This is a genomic window from Streptomyces hawaiiensis (genome assembly GCF_004803895.1).
In the GTDB taxonomy this organism is placed as follows: Bacteria; Actinomycetota; Actinomycetes; order Streptomycetales; family Streptomycetaceae; genus Streptomyces; species Streptomyces hawaiiensis.
Genome location: NZ_CP021978.1, coordinates 883,669 through 897,393, shown reverse-complemented (window position 1 = coordinate 897,393; position 13,725 = coordinate 883,669). Strand labels below are relative to the sequence as shown.

12 protein-coding genes and 1 pseudogene are annotated in these 13,725 nt (G+C 70.1%); 2 read left to right on the top strand and 11 right to left on the bottom strand.

Translation table 11 applies throughout. The annotated features are described in order from the left end of the window. Positions 1–205 precede the first annotated feature (205 nt). The gene (locus CEB94_RS04210; protein ID WP_175430874.1) at positions 206–1,201 is read right to left on the bottom strand and encodes a LacI family DNA-binding transcriptional regulator; all 996 of its coding nucleotides are present in this window, start codon (positions 1,199–1,201) and stop codon (positions 206–208) included. A gap of 360 nt (positions 1,202–1,561) precedes the next feature. Between CEB94_RS04210 and CEB94_RS04205 the strand changes: the two genes are divergently transcribed. Then, the gene (locus CEB94_RS04205) at positions 1,562–2,569 is read left to right on the top strand and encodes a LacI family DNA-binding transcriptional regulator (protein WP_218945886.1); all 1,008 of its coding nucleotides are present in this window, start codon (positions 1,562–1,564) and stop codon (positions 2,567–2,569) included. Positions 2,570–2,725: 156 nt separating this feature from the next. Here CEB94_RS04205 and CEB94_RS04200 read toward each other — a convergent pair whose 3' ends face one another. The 10 genes and pseudogenes from CEB94_RS04200 to CEB94_RS04155 form a co-directional block, all read right to left on the bottom strand. Beyond that, a complete protein-coding gene (locus CEB94_RS04200) occupies positions 2,726–2,908 on the bottom strand; it encodes a hypothetical protein (protein WP_425472427.1) in 183 nt (60 codons plus the stop codon). Between the two features lie 426 nt (positions 2,909–3,334). After that, entirely contained in the window at positions 3,335–4,594 is a 1,260-nt protein-coding gene (locus CEB94_RS04195) for an FAD-dependent oxidoreductase (protein ID WP_175430872.1), read from the bottom strand. Positions 4,595–4,629: 35 nt separating this feature from the next. Beyond that, positions 4,630–5,264, bottom strand: a pseudogene (locus tag CEB94_RS04190) (CoA transferase subunit B). Further along, on the bottom strand, positions 5,264–6,046 hold the full coding sequence (locus tag CEB94_RS04185) for a CoA transferase subunit A (RefSeq protein WP_175430871.1): 783 nt from the start codon (positions 6,044–6,046) through the stop codon (positions 5,264–5,266). The pseudogene CEB94_RS04190 and the gene CEB94_RS04185 overlap by 1 nt, the downstream one beginning before the upstream one ends. A gap of 253 nt (positions 6,047–6,299) precedes the next feature. Next, positions 6,300–7,265, bottom strand: coding sequence for a fumarylacetoacetate hydrolase family protein (locus CEB94_RS04180; protein ID WP_175430870.1), 966 nt, complete (start codon positions 7,263–7,265; stop codon positions 6,300–6,302). A 92-nt stretch (positions 7,266–7,357) separates the two neighbouring features. Continuing rightward, positions 7,358–8,296 carry a VOC family protein gene (locus CEB94_RS04175; protein WP_175430869.1) on the bottom strand — a complete coding sequence of 313 codons (939 nt, stop codon included), beginning with the start codon at positions 8,294–8,296 and terminating at the stop codon, positions 7,358–7,360. 24 nt (positions 8,297–8,320) lie between these two features. Next, positions 8,321–9,349 (bottom strand): amidohydrolase family protein, encoded by a 1,029-nt coding sequence (locus CEB94_RS04170; RefSeq protein WP_246111709.1) that lies wholly within the window; start codon positions 9,347–9,349, stop codon positions 8,321–8,323. Continuing rightward, entirely contained in the window at positions 9,346–10,485 is a 1,140-nt protein-coding gene (locus tag CEB94_RS04165) for an FAD-dependent oxidoreductase (protein ID WP_175430868.1), read from the bottom strand. The genes CEB94_RS04170 and CEB94_RS04165 overlap by 4 nt, the downstream gene beginning before the upstream one ends. Before the next feature lie 114 nt (positions 10,486–10,599). Beyond that, positions 10,600–11,571 carry a cyclase family protein gene (locus CEB94_RS04160; RefSeq protein WP_175430867.1) on the bottom strand — a complete coding sequence of 324 codons (972 nt, stop codon included), beginning with the start codon at positions 11,569–11,571 and terminating at the stop codon, positions 10,600–10,602. Further along, positions 11,568–12,572, bottom strand: a complete 1,005-nt coding sequence (locus CEB94_RS04155; RefSeq protein WP_175430866.1) for a fumarylacetoacetate hydrolase family protein — start codon at positions 12,570–12,572, stop codon at positions 11,568–11,570. Before CEB94_RS04155 ends, CEB94_RS04160 begins: the two co-directional genes overlap by 4 nt. A gap of 128 nt (positions 12,573–12,700) precedes the next feature. Here CEB94_RS04155 and CEB94_RS04150 point away from each other — a divergent pair, with 128 nt between their 5' ends. After that, on the top strand, positions 12,701–13,636 hold the full coding sequence (locus CEB94_RS04150; protein ID WP_175430865.1) for a LysR family transcriptional regulator: 936 nt from the start codon (positions 12,701–12,703) through the stop codon (positions 13,634–13,636). Positions 13,637–13,725 lie beyond the last annotated feature (89 nt).

The following is a 13,725-nucleotide window of genomic DNA, read 5'->3' as shown; positions in this document are numbered from 1 at the left end:
GGGGCGCCCCCGGTGATAGGTGCCCCGCTGCGGCGGGAAATCGTATTCCGCATTGGCGCGCAGTGTGCCCGTCTGTGATCGAAGGCGTCAAGACGTCGGTAAACATGCAAGAAATGCATCTTTGGCGTGCGACGTTCCGGTGGCCCGAGGGCCCTGGGTGTGTTGGCCGGAGTGACCCGCCGGCGCGGTCGGGCTCGAGGGCGCTTCAGACGACGCGGATCGCCGTGCTGTCGCGCACCACGACCTGCCCGCGCATCCTCAAATGCTCTGCTTCCGCACGATCCGCGAGCGCGAGGCGGACTGCCTCGGCACCTGCCTGCGCCAGCGGCAACGACACGGTCGTCAGCCGCGGTGTCACGTCGATCGCGAGCTCGATGTCGTCGAAACCGGTCACCGAGACGTCGCCCGGCACCGCCATCCCGGCAGCCCGGAAGGCGGACATCGCACCGATGGCGATGGTGTCGTTGGCGGCGAGGACCGCGTGGGGCGGCTCCAGCCCCTCGGCGACCAGCTGCCGCGCCGCGTCGAACCCTCCTTGGCGGCTCACCGTGCAGTGCGAGATCCGGATGTGCCGCTCCTCGACGCCGCCGTCACGGAGACCGGTTATGAAGCCCGCGGTACGGGCGGAGACGTTCCCCTGCCCGCGCGCGCCGGCGAGGATCGTCACGTGCCGGTGCCCCGCCCCGGCGACGTAGCTGGCCAATTCCTTCGCAGGGCCGTGATTGTCGAAGCTGATGGAGTCGAACGGCATGTCGGTGTCGCCGACGATCACCACCCGGCCGCCCTCGCGTTCGTAGCCGAGCAACTCGTCGAGCAGGCGCCCGCCGAGGGCGTTCGTGTCGAGGCGGCTCGAGGTCAGAATGAGCGCACGCGGCCGCAGAGCACGTTGCAGGCGGACGGTTTCGAGCTGCCTCTCGGCGGTGCCGTGGGTCGACGAGACGGTCACGAACGCCCCGGCGTCGCGTGCTCGCCGTTCCATCGCCGCGGCGACCATTCCCATCGAGGGGGTTGTGAGGTCGTCGCCGACGACCGCGATCGAGTCGTTCGCGCGCCGCATCGCCCGGGCCGCGGCGTCCGCGGTGTAGCGCAACGCGGCCGCGGCGGAGACGACCCGCTGCCGGTATTCCTCCGCGACCGTCCGGTCACTGCCGCCCAGCACTCGCGACGCGGTCGAAACCGACACACCGGCGGCCGCCGCCACGTCACGCAGGGTGACGGTCGGCCTGGCTGAATGGGGCATCGCGCCGTCCCTCCCGCACCACGAAAACGAGCCGCCGTCGACGCTACCCGAGGATATCCCTGCCAGGCCGGGGAGGTGTGGACGAAAGTGCCGGTGACCGACTCGGGATACGCTCGCCCGGCTCGAAGGTGGTCGCGTCGGCCCGGTTGGATTCCGCAAGGCATGTGCGGCGCAGTAAGCGCACTGGCCTACGGAGTGACCCTCGGTAGTGATTCCGCGACTTCCAGGCGCTGGGCGGCTCGGTGCACAATGTGCGGCATGGAAGATGGAGCGGCAGCGCCTGTACGGCGTCGCGGGGAGGCCGTATCCGAGGGGCGCCAGGTGACCCTGCATGATGTGGCGCGGGCAGCGGGCGTCTCACAGGCGACGGCGTCGCGGGTGCTCAACGGCAGCGTCCGCAACGTCCGGCAGGAGAACGTCGACCGTGTGCTCACCGCGGCCGCGGAACTGGACTACGCGCCGCACCTGTCCGCCCAGGCGATCGCGCGGGGTTCGACGAACATCGCCGCGCTGGTCGTCAGCGGTGTCGACGACCCGTACTTCTCCTCCATCGCGGCAGGGGTGACGCAGGCAGCCGAGGCCGCCGGACTCATCGTGACCATGGCGGTTGCGGACCGCTCCCCGGAGCGGGAACTCCAGATCGTCGGGACGCTGCGCGGCATGCGCCCCCGCGTCATCGTCATGACCGGCAGCCGCGTCGACGGCGCCGATGCCCGCGACGCACTCGTCGAGGAGCTCCACGCCTACCGGGAAGCGGGCGGCAGCGTAGTCCTGATCAGCCAGCACGACCTGCCGTTCCACACCGTCAGTATCGACAACTACGGTGGAGCGCGGCAGCTTGCCCGCGCCCTGGTAGGGCTCGGCTACCGGCGGTTCGCGGTGGTCCGGGCGAGGACCGGCCTCAGGACGTCCCGTGACCGGTGCAGCGGTTTCGTGGAGGGCGTGCGCGAGTTCGGAATCGACGTCGACGAGCGGCTGGTGGTCGAAGCCGAGTTCAGCCGCCGAGGGGGATGTGCGGCGGCCAGGGAGCTCGTCCGGCGGGGACTGGACGGCACGGAACTCGTCTTTGCGGTGAGCGACGTCATGGCGATCGGTGTGATGACCGCATTCCGCGACGCCGGGCTTGCCCCTGGCCGGGACATCGCCGTCGCCGGCTTCGACGACATCGGCCCGGCGGTGGACGTCGTCCCGGAGCTGACGTCCGTGAACGTTCCTCTGCAGCAGGTCGGGCTCCGTGCGACGGAGCTCGCGCTCTCCGACGATGACGCCCCGCGGATCGTACCGGTCGCCACGAACGTCGTTCTGCGGGCAAGCACACCCCCTCGATGACGGTGCCGGCTGATCGCGTGATGAGCGTCGGCTGTCCGGCCCCGAGCTGCTCCGCGGCCCGCCCGACGCCCTCGTGGCAGGCGACGGTCTTCCGGCCTGCCGAGCGCGCCGTAGCCGATGAGCACGGTGCCGTCCTCGGGAGAAGCTCTGCTCAGATCAGAGCAAATGTCGAGCCGAGCCGGGCGGGCGGACCATGACCAGGCCCGGAGCGGGCTCACGGCGGTAGCCGCGAGCGAGCCGCAGTTCGGGGAAGCGCTTCAGCAACTGTTCCAGGACGACGCGGGACTCCAAGGCCAGCGGTGCGCCGAGGCAGGTGTGGAGGGCGTAGCCGAAGGTCAACCAGCGCCTGAGACGAGCGCAGCGCCGTGTGGTCGGGCAGGTCCGACGTGGTGATTATTGCCGCTGACAGGTCGGCTTTCGTGCCACCGCTTTCCAGGGCGAAGTTGTCGACGGACGAGTACGCCTCGTGGTCGGTCTGGAGCACGGCCGGGCAACCCCATGGTGGACACACTGTTCTCGATCGCCGTGGTGCTCGGCGTACCCGTGACCCGGCTGGTGGCCGAGTTGTCGGCGGCGAACCCCAGTCCGCGCTCGGCCACCTCGAGCGGATCCCAGCGATGCGTTGACCGACGGTCGCGGAGCGTAGGAGAGGTTGTTCTCGACTGCCCGATGAACGCTTGGCGTTCTGTGTCGGGGCGTGCGTCTGGCGGCCTGCTGTTCTGGGGCCAGCCCCGCCGGGCGCGGGCGCGGCCCCAGCAACGTGGTTCAGGAAGCGGTGTCGTGTGTCTCGCCGAGGCGGAGGAGCGCGGTGAAGCGGGCTTCGGCCCGGTCGATCTCACCGAGCTGAGTGAAGATCGATATGGGGGTGGAGTCACCGACCACCTTCTGCATCAGTGGGGTGCGGTCCAGGATCGCGTCCCGGATCGGTTGCAGAGCGCGCGGCGCGTGATGGAAGACCTGCCCGAGGGCGTAGGCGTGCTGGGACTGTCGGGCGGTGTGCGGTTTGCGGGGGGCCTCGAAGGCGTCGAGTGCCTGGCGAACGGCGGCGTAGTCGCTCAGGTCCACCCCTGCCAGGCGGCGGCCGATGAAATAGCCGTCTTCGGTGGCCATACCGGCGCCGTACCCGGCGTACGGGGACGTGGGGTGAGCGGCGTAGCCGACGAGGGTGGCGCGGCCCTTGGACCACTGCTTCAGCGGCTTGCGGTCGCGGATCACCCAGCGCTGAACGTGCGCGGGGTCGGTCGCGGCGATCAGCTGGGGGAGCGGACGGGCGAAGGCCTGACCGAGGCCGGTCGCGGTCGAGTGCAGATCCCCGGTGAATTCCCGGCTTGCGTCGAACGCTTCGAGTATCCACCACTGGTGGCCGTCACGTCCCTTGTCGCGGATGGCGGTCCAACTGCCTTGCACAGTGGGGGTGTGGGAGAGGACGCACATCCCGGGTTCGGTCTCGACGCTCTCGTCGAAGGTATAGCCGCCGAAGATGTGCAGGTTGTGCTCGCGCTTGGGGCCGTCGCCCCACAGAGTGCGGCGGACCAGGGAATCGATGCCGTCCGCGCCGATCACGAGGTCCGCCTCGTGGACTCGTCCGTCCGCTAGGCGCAGTCGAACACCGCTCTCGTCCTGCTCGACGTGTTCCACCGTGTGGTTGACCCGCAGGACTCCCTTGGGCAGCGCGTCGAGCAGCCGCTCGTACAGCTCGGGGCGCAGCAGGCCGATGAAGCCGCCGCCGTAGTCGCGGACAACCTGCTTCGGAAGGGCCGCGCGGACCCGGCGGCGGCCGCGGGCGTTGCGGAACTCGGACGTACAGGGCGCACCCAGGTCCTCGGTGTTCACTCCTAGCAGCCCGAGTGCCTTGATGGGTGGCGGCCACAGGTTGAGGATGTTGCCGGCGGGTCTGGCGTGCGGGTAGCGCTCGAACAGCACGACGTCGTGGCCGGCCTGATGGACGGAGAGTGCGGTGGCCATGCCACCGGGCCCGGCGCCGATGACGGCGACGCGGCCGCGCTTGGCGGGAAGCTTCTTCATAGTGGGTCCTCAGCCTTGGTCGTCGTTGACCTGCCTCAAGCGACGGTGTGCAGTTTCGTGGCGGTGGCGGCGGTGATGTCGTGGTGGGTGACGCCGGGGGCGGTTTCGACAAGGACCAGGCCGTTGTCGGTGACGTCGATGACGCCCAGGTCGGTGATGACGCGGTGGACGCAGGCCCGGCCCGTGAGGGGCAGGGTGCACTCGTCGAGGATCTTGGGGCTGCCGTCCTTGGCGGTGTGATCCATGAGGACGATGACGCGGCGGGCGCCGTGGACGAGGTCCATGGCACCGCCCATGCCCTTGATCATTTTTCCGGGGATCATCCAGTTGGCGAGGTCGCCGGTCGCGGACACCTGCATGGCACCGAGCACGGCGGTGTCGATGTGGCCGCCGCGGATCATGCCGAAGGACAGGGCGGAGTCGAAGAAGGCCGCTCCGGGAGCACGGTGACGGTTTCCTTGCCGGCGTTGATGAGGTCGGGGTCGACGTCGCGTTCACTGGGGTAGGGCCCGGTGCCGAGGATGCCGTTCTCGGAATGGAGGACGACGTGGACTCCCGGCGGGAGGTGTCCCGGGACGAGGGTGGGCAGGCCGATGCCCAGGTTGACGTAGGAGCCGTCGGTGAGTTCGGCGGCGGCACGGGCGGCCATCTGGTCGCGGTTCCAGGACATCAGCTGTGCACCGTCTCTCGTGCCTGGGGCGCGGAAATCGAACGCCGTTCGATCGGTTTGTCGGCGGCCTGCGCGGGCGTGAGGGCGAGGACCCACTGGACGAAGACGCCAGGCAGATGGATCGCGTCAGGGGACAGCTCGCCTGGCTCCACGAGTTCCTCGACCTCGGCGATCGTGATGCGGCCGGCCATGGCGGCCAGTGGGTTGAAGTTGGCGGCGGCCTTGCTGAAGACCAGGTTGCCGTGAGTGTCGCCGCGCCAGGCGCGGACGAGCGCGTAGTCGGTGGTGATGCCGTGTTCGAGGACATGCGCGCGGCCACCGAAGGAGCGCTTCTCCTTTGCGGGGGAAGCGAGGGCGATGCTGCCGTCCGCCGCGTAACGCCACGGCAGGCCGCCGTCTGCTACCTGTGTGCCCACGCCTGCCGGTGTGTAGAAGGCCGGGATGCCGGCCCCGCCGGCCCGTAGCCGCTCGGCCAGGGTGCCCTGCGGTACGAGTTCGACCTCCAGCTCGCCGCTGAGGTACTGGCGGGCGAACTCCTTGTTCTCGCCCACGTAACTGCCCGTCACGCGGCTGATGCGGCCGTCGGCGAGCAGTAGGCCGAGTCCCTGGCCGTCTACGCCGCAGTTGTTGGAGACGACCTTCAGACCGGTGGCGCCCTGGGCGTGCAGGGCGTCGATGAGGGCGGCCGGTATGCCGGACAGGCCGAAGCCGCCAACGGCGAGCGAGGCCCCGTCGCAGATGTCGGCGACCGCCTCGGCGGCGCTCGCGCTGACCTTGTTCACGTGCGGGTCCTTTCGGCCGGAGGCCGGTCGGGTCAAACGGGGGAGCCGGGCAGCACCGTCGACCAGTCGCGGACGAGACCGGCGCCGGTGATGTACGAGGTCTCGTCGGTGGGGAGGAGGACGACGGCGTTGAGCACCTCGTCAGGGAGGCCGGCCCGGCGGAGTGGGATGTGGCGGCGCCTCGACCGTGCCCTGCCGCACGCGGTCCCGGTGACGACGCCCCTGTCGGGCGGCCTGCTCTCCGCCGCGCGGTTCACGGGCGCGTTCGCGGGCGCCTACGGGCGCGGGGGACGGCCACCGGCTCGGCCCCGGGTACCACGGTGTTGGAGACGGTGCCGATGCCCTCGACGGTGAGGGTGACGGTGTCGCCGGGCTTCAGCGGTGGCGGATCCTGGCGGCCGCGCACGCCCCAGAGTTCGGCGAGGCAGCCGCCGTTGCCGCAGGTGCCGGAGCCGAGTACGTCGCCGGGGCGGACCCAGGTGCCGCGGGAGGCGTAGGCGGTCATCTCCTCGAAGGTCCAGCTCATGTTGGACAGCAGGTCCTTGCCGATGACCTCGCCGTTGATCTCGGCGGTCAGCGCCAGGCGCAGGAATCCGTCGCTGTCGCGGTAGGGCTCCAGCTCGTCCGCGGTGACGAGGCAGGGGCCGAGGGTGGTGGCGGTGTCCTTGCCCTTGCAGGGGCCGAGGCTGACCTGCATCTCGCGGGACTGGAGGTCGCGGGCGGACCAGTCGTTGTAGATGGTGTAGCCGATGATGTGGTCGCGGGCCTGCTCGGGGGTGAGGTCGCGGCCCTCGCGGCCGATGACCGCGGCGACTTCGAGTTCGAAGTCCAGTGCCTGGCTGCCGGGCGGCACGGGGACGTCGTCGTGAGCGCCGATGACGGCGTAGGGGTTGGTGAAGTAGAAGGTGGGCGCGTCGTACCAGGCGTCCGGGGCGCCCGAGACTCCGTCGATGCTGCGTCGTACACCCTCGACGTGCTCCTCGAACGTGACGAAGTCGCGTACGGACGGCGGCTGGAGCGGCGGCAGCAAGCGCACCTGGGAGACGTGCGGGCCGCGCGGCACGTCCAGACTTGCGTTGCCCGCCTCGCGCAGTGCCTCGGGACCGGCCTGGATCAGGTCGAGGAGCGTCCCCGTGCCGGGGCAGGGGTAGAGGGTGCCGTCGTCCTCGACGGTGGCGAGACGGCTGCGGCCGTGCTGTTCGTACGTGGCGAAACGCATGGCATTCCTAGGGAGCTGGGAGGGTTGACACAGGCCGGGGGCCCGGCGGCATGGCAGGCGGGGGAGTACGCCGAGCCCCCGGGGTCAAGGGGTCAGACCGGCGGAGCGACGAAGACGCCGCGGTCGACGTCGTTGAGCATTTCCTTGGCGACCATTTCGTTCATCGGGTTGGACGTGCCCCACTGGTCGGCGTTCTCGGGCTTCGTCAGGTCGTAGATGTGCGGGTGCCAGGTGTCCTCGTCCAGCTTTTCGAGCTCGGTGGTGTACTCCACGGTGTTGCCGTGCGGGTCGAGGAAGTACGTGAAGGTGTTGTCGCCCGCCATGTGGCGCCCGGGGCCCCAGATCTTGCGGGCGCCGGAGCGCATCACACGGCCGGAGCCGCGCATGTACTCGTCGATGCCGCGCATCTCGAAGGAGAGGTGCTGCAGGGAGGTGTGCGGACCGCTGGCAATGGCCATGGAGTGGTGCTGGTTGCTGATCCGCATGAAGTGCATGACCTCGCCCATCTGCGGCAAGGCCATCGTGTCGGACAGCCGGAAATCGAGGTGCTGCTCGTACCAGGCGCGGGTGGCGTTGATGTTGGGGGAGTTCAGGACGACGTGCGAGAGACGGACCGGGATGGACTCCTTCTCCTCGATACGACGGTGCCGGCGCGCCTCGACGTCGGCCGAGACCTCGATGGTGCGGCCGTCGATGTCGAAGAAGCGGAAGCCGTAGCCGCCGCCGGGGGTGTCGACCTTGCCCGGCTGGGAGATCAACTGCACTCCACCCGCGAGGAGTTGTTCGGCGAGCGTGTCCACGTCGGCGGGGTTCGCGGCGCCGTAGGAGATGAGGTCGAGGCGCTTCTCCTCGGCCTTGCGCAGCCGGACGATGTACTGCTCGGGGGAGCCCTCGGCGGCCAGGAAGGAGATGCCGGAGTCCTCGGCGACCTTGGTCAGGCCCCAGACGCCGGCGTAGAAGTCGAGCTGCTTGTCGTAGTCCGGCACGGCCAGGTCGACGTGGCGCAGGTGGGTGAGCAGGCGTGTGCTCATGGTGGGGGTTCTCCTCTGTGAGGTTCAGATGCTTCCGACAAGGCGGAGCAGCGCTGCCGCGTTGCCGCCGCGTACGGCGTGGAAGTGGGGGGCGGGCAGGTCCGTGACGTCGCGCAGCGCGCCGAGCGGGTCGTCGGTGCCCATGTCGAAGGGGAAGTCGGAGCCGAGCAGGACCCGGTCGGGGCCGGCTGCCCGGATCAGTTCGCGCAGCACGTCCGGGTCGTGGACGAGGGAGTCGAAGTACAGCTGCTTGAGGTAGCTGCTGGGCGGGTGCGCGCAGCCGCGGGTGTCGGTGCGGGCGAGCCAGGCGTGGTCGGAGCGGCCGATGTGGGTGGGCAGATAGCCGCCTCCGTGGGCGGCGACGATGCGCAAGCCCGGGTGCCGGTCCAGGACTCCGGAGAAGATCAGATGGGACAGGGCGACGGCGTTCTCGGTCGGCTGGCCGACGGTGTTGGACAGGTACCACCGGTTGAGGCGCTCGTCGAGCGTGCAGCCGAAGGGATGCAGGAAGAGAATCGCGCCGCTTTCCTCGGCCCGTGTCCAGAACGGCTCGTACGCGGGGTCGGACAGTTCGCGTCCCGGTGCGTGGCTCGATATCTCGACACCGCGCAGGCCCAGGCCGAGGGCGTGTTCGAGGGCTTCGACGGCCTGGGCCGGGTGCTGGAGCGGGACGAGGCCGAGGCCGTGCAGCCGCTGCGGGGCCTGGGCGACGTGCGCGGCGGTGCCCTCGTTGGCCAGTTCCCACACTGTACGGGCCAGGTCCTCGTCGGCCCAGTAGTGGTAGTGCGAGGGAGAGGGCGAGACCAGCTGGACGTCTACCCCGGAGGCGTCCATCGCGGCGAGCCGGGCCTTGACGTCGGTCAGCCTCGGGAAGCGGTCCCGGAACATCGGGCCGCTGACGGCGATGGCCTCGGGGCCGTTGCGGCGGGCGTCGAGATCGCGGGCGGCGGCCAGCCCGGGGTGTCCGGCGACGGCGTCCTCGACCTGAGGGAGCAGGACGTGCGCGTGGACGTCGATCGTGGGTGCGCCGTTCTGGGGACTCACGGGGTTCACGGGGTCTCCTTCAGGACGGACATCGTGCGGCCCATCAGGCCGGGTGCGTCGGCGTCACGGACGCCGTCCAGCTGCCACTGACCGAGTTGCACGGATGCCTCGACCACCATGCGGACACGGCCGATCCGGCGTTCGTAGAAGCCGGTCAGCAGGGCGTCCAGGGAACCCCAGTCCTGCTCCGCAGTCAGCATCTCGGCCAGTACGGAGGCGTCCTCCAGCGACATCGCCGCGCCCTGGGCGAGCGTGGGAGGACAGACGTGGGCCGCGTCACCGATCAGGACGACCCGCCCGCGGTGCCAGGAGCCCTCGACGAGCAGCCGGTCGAACCAGGTGTAGTTGACCTTGGCGGGGTCGGTGATGCTCGCGGCGATCTCCGGCCACGCACCCCCGTAGGGCGCGGCCAGCCGTCGCATCTCGTCCGCGTACGAGGCCGGGTCGATGGAGGCGCGGTCGCGGTTGGCCTCGACGAGGTAGGCGTAGATGGTGTTCTTGCTGGTGGGGCAGTAGCCGGCGATGTAGCACGGTCCGCCGTAGGCCAGCTGCATGCGCTCCACGCTCTCGGGGCGGGGCACGGGGACGCGCCAGATGGCCATGCCGGTCGGTTCGGGCTTGTCGCTGATGCCGATCATCGCGCGCGTGCGGGAGCCGACGCCGTCGGCGGCGATGACGAGGTCGTAGCGGCCCTCGGTGCCGTCGCTGAACCGGGCGGTGACGCCGGACGCGTCCTGGACCAGTTCCTCGGCGGTGGTGCCGAGGCGTACCGTCGCGCCGCTCTCGAGGACGGCCTCACACAGGATCTCCTGGAGGCGGGGCCGCTGCATGCCGAAGATCGGGGGCAGGTCGTCCCCACCGGTGCGGATGTCCTGCTGGACGTGGAACACGGTCCCGTCGGGCGCGGCCAGACCGACGGCGTCGACGGCGTAGCCGCTCTCCCGGACCTTGTCCCATACGCCGACTTCGCGCAGCACGCGCAGCGCGTTGCCCTGGAGGGTGATGCCGGAGCCGAGCACGTTCCAGTCGGGTTTGGCCTCGATCAGTTCCACGGCGATGCCCGCCCGCCGCAGCAGTACGGTCACGGCGTTGCCGGACGCGCCGCCGCCTATGACGAGGACGGTGCGGGGACGGGGTTCGTTCATGGGTTCTCCCTGAGATGGCGCCGTGCGACTTCGAGCGGCAGAGGGGGTGTTGCGGGCTGGGTGGGCGAGGGTGGCGTTGCCGTCCGGGCGCGGCCCGCCCGGCCGTCCAGGGCGTTACTTGACGGCGATGGGATTCACTGGTGAGCCGACGGACCCTGTGATGGGCAGTGGCGCGGCGGTGAGCCAGAACGCGTACCGGCCGTCGGCGGCGCAATGTGCGGCGAGGGCGTCGAGGTCCCACATCTCACCGATGAGCAGACCGATGTGGGGGATGGCGACCTGGTGCAGCGGCTGGAAGGCGTGGTCGAACTCGTTGGGCCGCACCTCGAAGCCCCAGGTGTCGGTGGCGATCGCGGCGATCTCGCTCCGGTGCAGCCAGCCGGCCGTGCTGAAGCTCAGCCCCGGCGCCGGGCCGCCCGCGTAGTCGCCCCAGCCTTCGTGACGGGCGCGGGCCAGCCGCCCGGTGCGCACGAGGACCAGGTCGCCACGACCGACGGTCACACCGTGCGAGGCGGCGGTTGCGGTCAGGTGCTCCTCGGTGATGGCGAAGCCGTCGGGCAGTTCGCCGTCCTGGCCGATGACCAGGCCAACGTCGAGGAGTACACCCCGCCCGGTGACGTGCGGAGCCATGTGCTCGATGCCGGTGACCAGGTCGCCTTCGGAGGTGACGACCTTCTCCGCCGGGCGGCCGTTCCACGCCTTGCCGTGATCGAAGATGTGCCCGAGCCCGTCCCATTGGGTGGAGCACTGCAGGGGCATGGCGATCACGTCGTCGGCGCCACCGAAACCGTGCGGAAAGCCCTGGCCGCCCAGAGCGGCGTCGGTGCCGGTGGCGAGCATCGTGTGCACCGGGTTGGTACGCCGCTGCCAGCCTTTCTGCGGGCCGTCCATGTCGAAGGCCTGGGACAAGGAGAAGCTGACCCCGTCGCGGATCAGGGCTGCGCCCTCGCGGCGCTTGGCCTCGTCGAGGAAGTTGAGCGTGCCGAGTACATCGTCCTCGCCCCAGCGGCCCCAGTTCGAGTACGCCTTCGCGGCCTCGGCGATCGCCGCCTCGGGATCCGTACGGTCGATACGGTCGGCGCTCATCGTGCCTCTTCCGCGACACAGCGGGTGCGCTGGGCGCCGAGTCCGGTGACCGAGCCGTCCATCACGTCGCCGTCGCGCAGCAGGCGGCCCCAGTGGATGCCGTTGCCGGCCGGGCTGCCGGTGAGGACGAGGTCGCCGGGAAGCAGTCGGGCGGTCTGGGAGATGTACGAGACCAACCGTGCGACGCCGAAGATCATGTCCTTGGTGGACTCGTCCTGCATGGTCTCGCCGTTGAGTTTCAGGGTGACCTGCAGGTCGGAGGGGTCCGCGATGGAGCCGGCGGGGACGATCCACGGGCCGAGCGGGGTGAAGCCGGGGGCGTTCTTGCTGCGCAGCCAGTCGGTGCCGATCGGGGGCATGTCCCGGCGGAAGACGCTCGCGCGGTCGGTCAGGTCGTTGGCGATGGTGTAGCCCGCGACGAACTCCAGCGCCTCCTCCACGGTGACCCGGTAGGCGGGGCGGGAGATCACCGCGGCCACCTCCAGCTCCCAGTCGGGCTTCTCGGCCCAGGCGGGCAGCACCACGTCGTCATAGGGGCCGCTGATCGTGGTCGGCAGGCCGATGAAGACGTACGGGAGGTCCTCGGCGGCCCGCCTGTCCATGACCGCCGCGACCTCGGCGCGGGCCTCCTCGACGGTGCCCGGGGCGTCCGGGGCGCGGTGTGCGACCGCCAGGTCGATCACGTGCTGCCGGTAGTTGGCGCCGGACTGGAAGATCTGCCGGGGCTCGACGGGCGCGTGCACCGTCATCTCCGCCAGCGGCCGCCAGTCGCGCGTCGGGTCCCCGGCGAGGGTGTGCAGCCGCGGCAGCTCCTCGTCCCAGCGCTCCAGGAGCGCTTGCGTGGTCAACGCGGGTTCGTCAAGTGCCGTGCGCAGATCGAGCGCTCGGCCGTCCGGCGTCACGAGGCTCGGGAACCTGGTCTCGCCCGGTGCCGAAAGGGTGCCGATGGCGAACGGTCCGGAGAAGGTGGTGAAGGGTGCCGACGTGGCTGCGGATGTCACGGAGATGTCCTCCCGATTGCGGTGCCACTAATCTGGCCCAGTAGATTGCAATCAGGGAAATCGATTTTCTGTATATGAGAATCCAGCCGGTGAATACCGATGGGCCGGCTCCGGAATTGGGATGCTTCGTGAACCTGGCCAGCCTGGACCTCAACCTCGTCGTTGCCCTGCGCGCCCTCCTGCAGGAGCGCAACGTCACCAGGGCCGGCGAGCGCATCGGGCTCAGTCAACCCGCGATGAGCGCGGCCCTGGCCCGGCTGCGCCGCCACTTCGACGACGACCTGCTCGCGCGGGTGGGCGGAGGGTACGAACTGACCGCCCTCGGGCGGGCCCTCCTCGGCCGGACCACCACCGCATGCGACCTGCTGGAGCGCGTCTTCGCCAGTCAGGCCGAATTCGACCCCTCCCGCGAGGAACATGAGTTCACGCTGATCGCCTCGGACTACGCGGTTGCCGTCTTCGGCACCGAACTCGCCCGCACCATCCAAGCCGAGGCACCAGGCATCCGGCTCAGGTTCAAACAGGTACCGAACGAATTCATCGACAGCACCGGGTCGTTGCTCAGCACCGTGGACGGGCTACTGCTGCCCCACGGCATCATTCGCGGCTTCCCCACGGTCGAGCTCTACCAGGACAGCTGGGTCTTCCTCGTCGCGGACGACAACCCCGAGGTCGGCGAGCAGCTCACCCTCGACGACCTGGCCCGACTGCCGTGGGTGACGTACCAGCGAGCCTACGATGCCCCCGCCGCCCGCCAGATCGCCATGCTCGGCATCGAGCCGCGCGTGGCGGTCTCCGTCGACAGTTTCCAGCTGATGCCACTCCTGGTCGCGGGCACCCGCCGGGTAGCTCTCCTTCAGAGGCGTCTCGCCGATGAGCTGGACGGACTCGCACACGTCCGCATCATGGAACCGCCCTATGACGCCGTGCCGCTCCAGCAGGCCTTGTGGTGGCATCCGGTCCACATGCACGACGCGGCGCACATGTGGCTGCGGGAGACGACGGCCCGGGTCGCCGAGATGATGGAGGCCGGTCGGCCTACGATTTCCCGTCCGCCGGAATGAGGGTGGGGCTTTGCCCTGCATGGGCACAAGACACCGCCGAGCCGCGGCCGACGCCGAATGGCGGCCGCCGCGTGGAGCCGGGTTGAGTA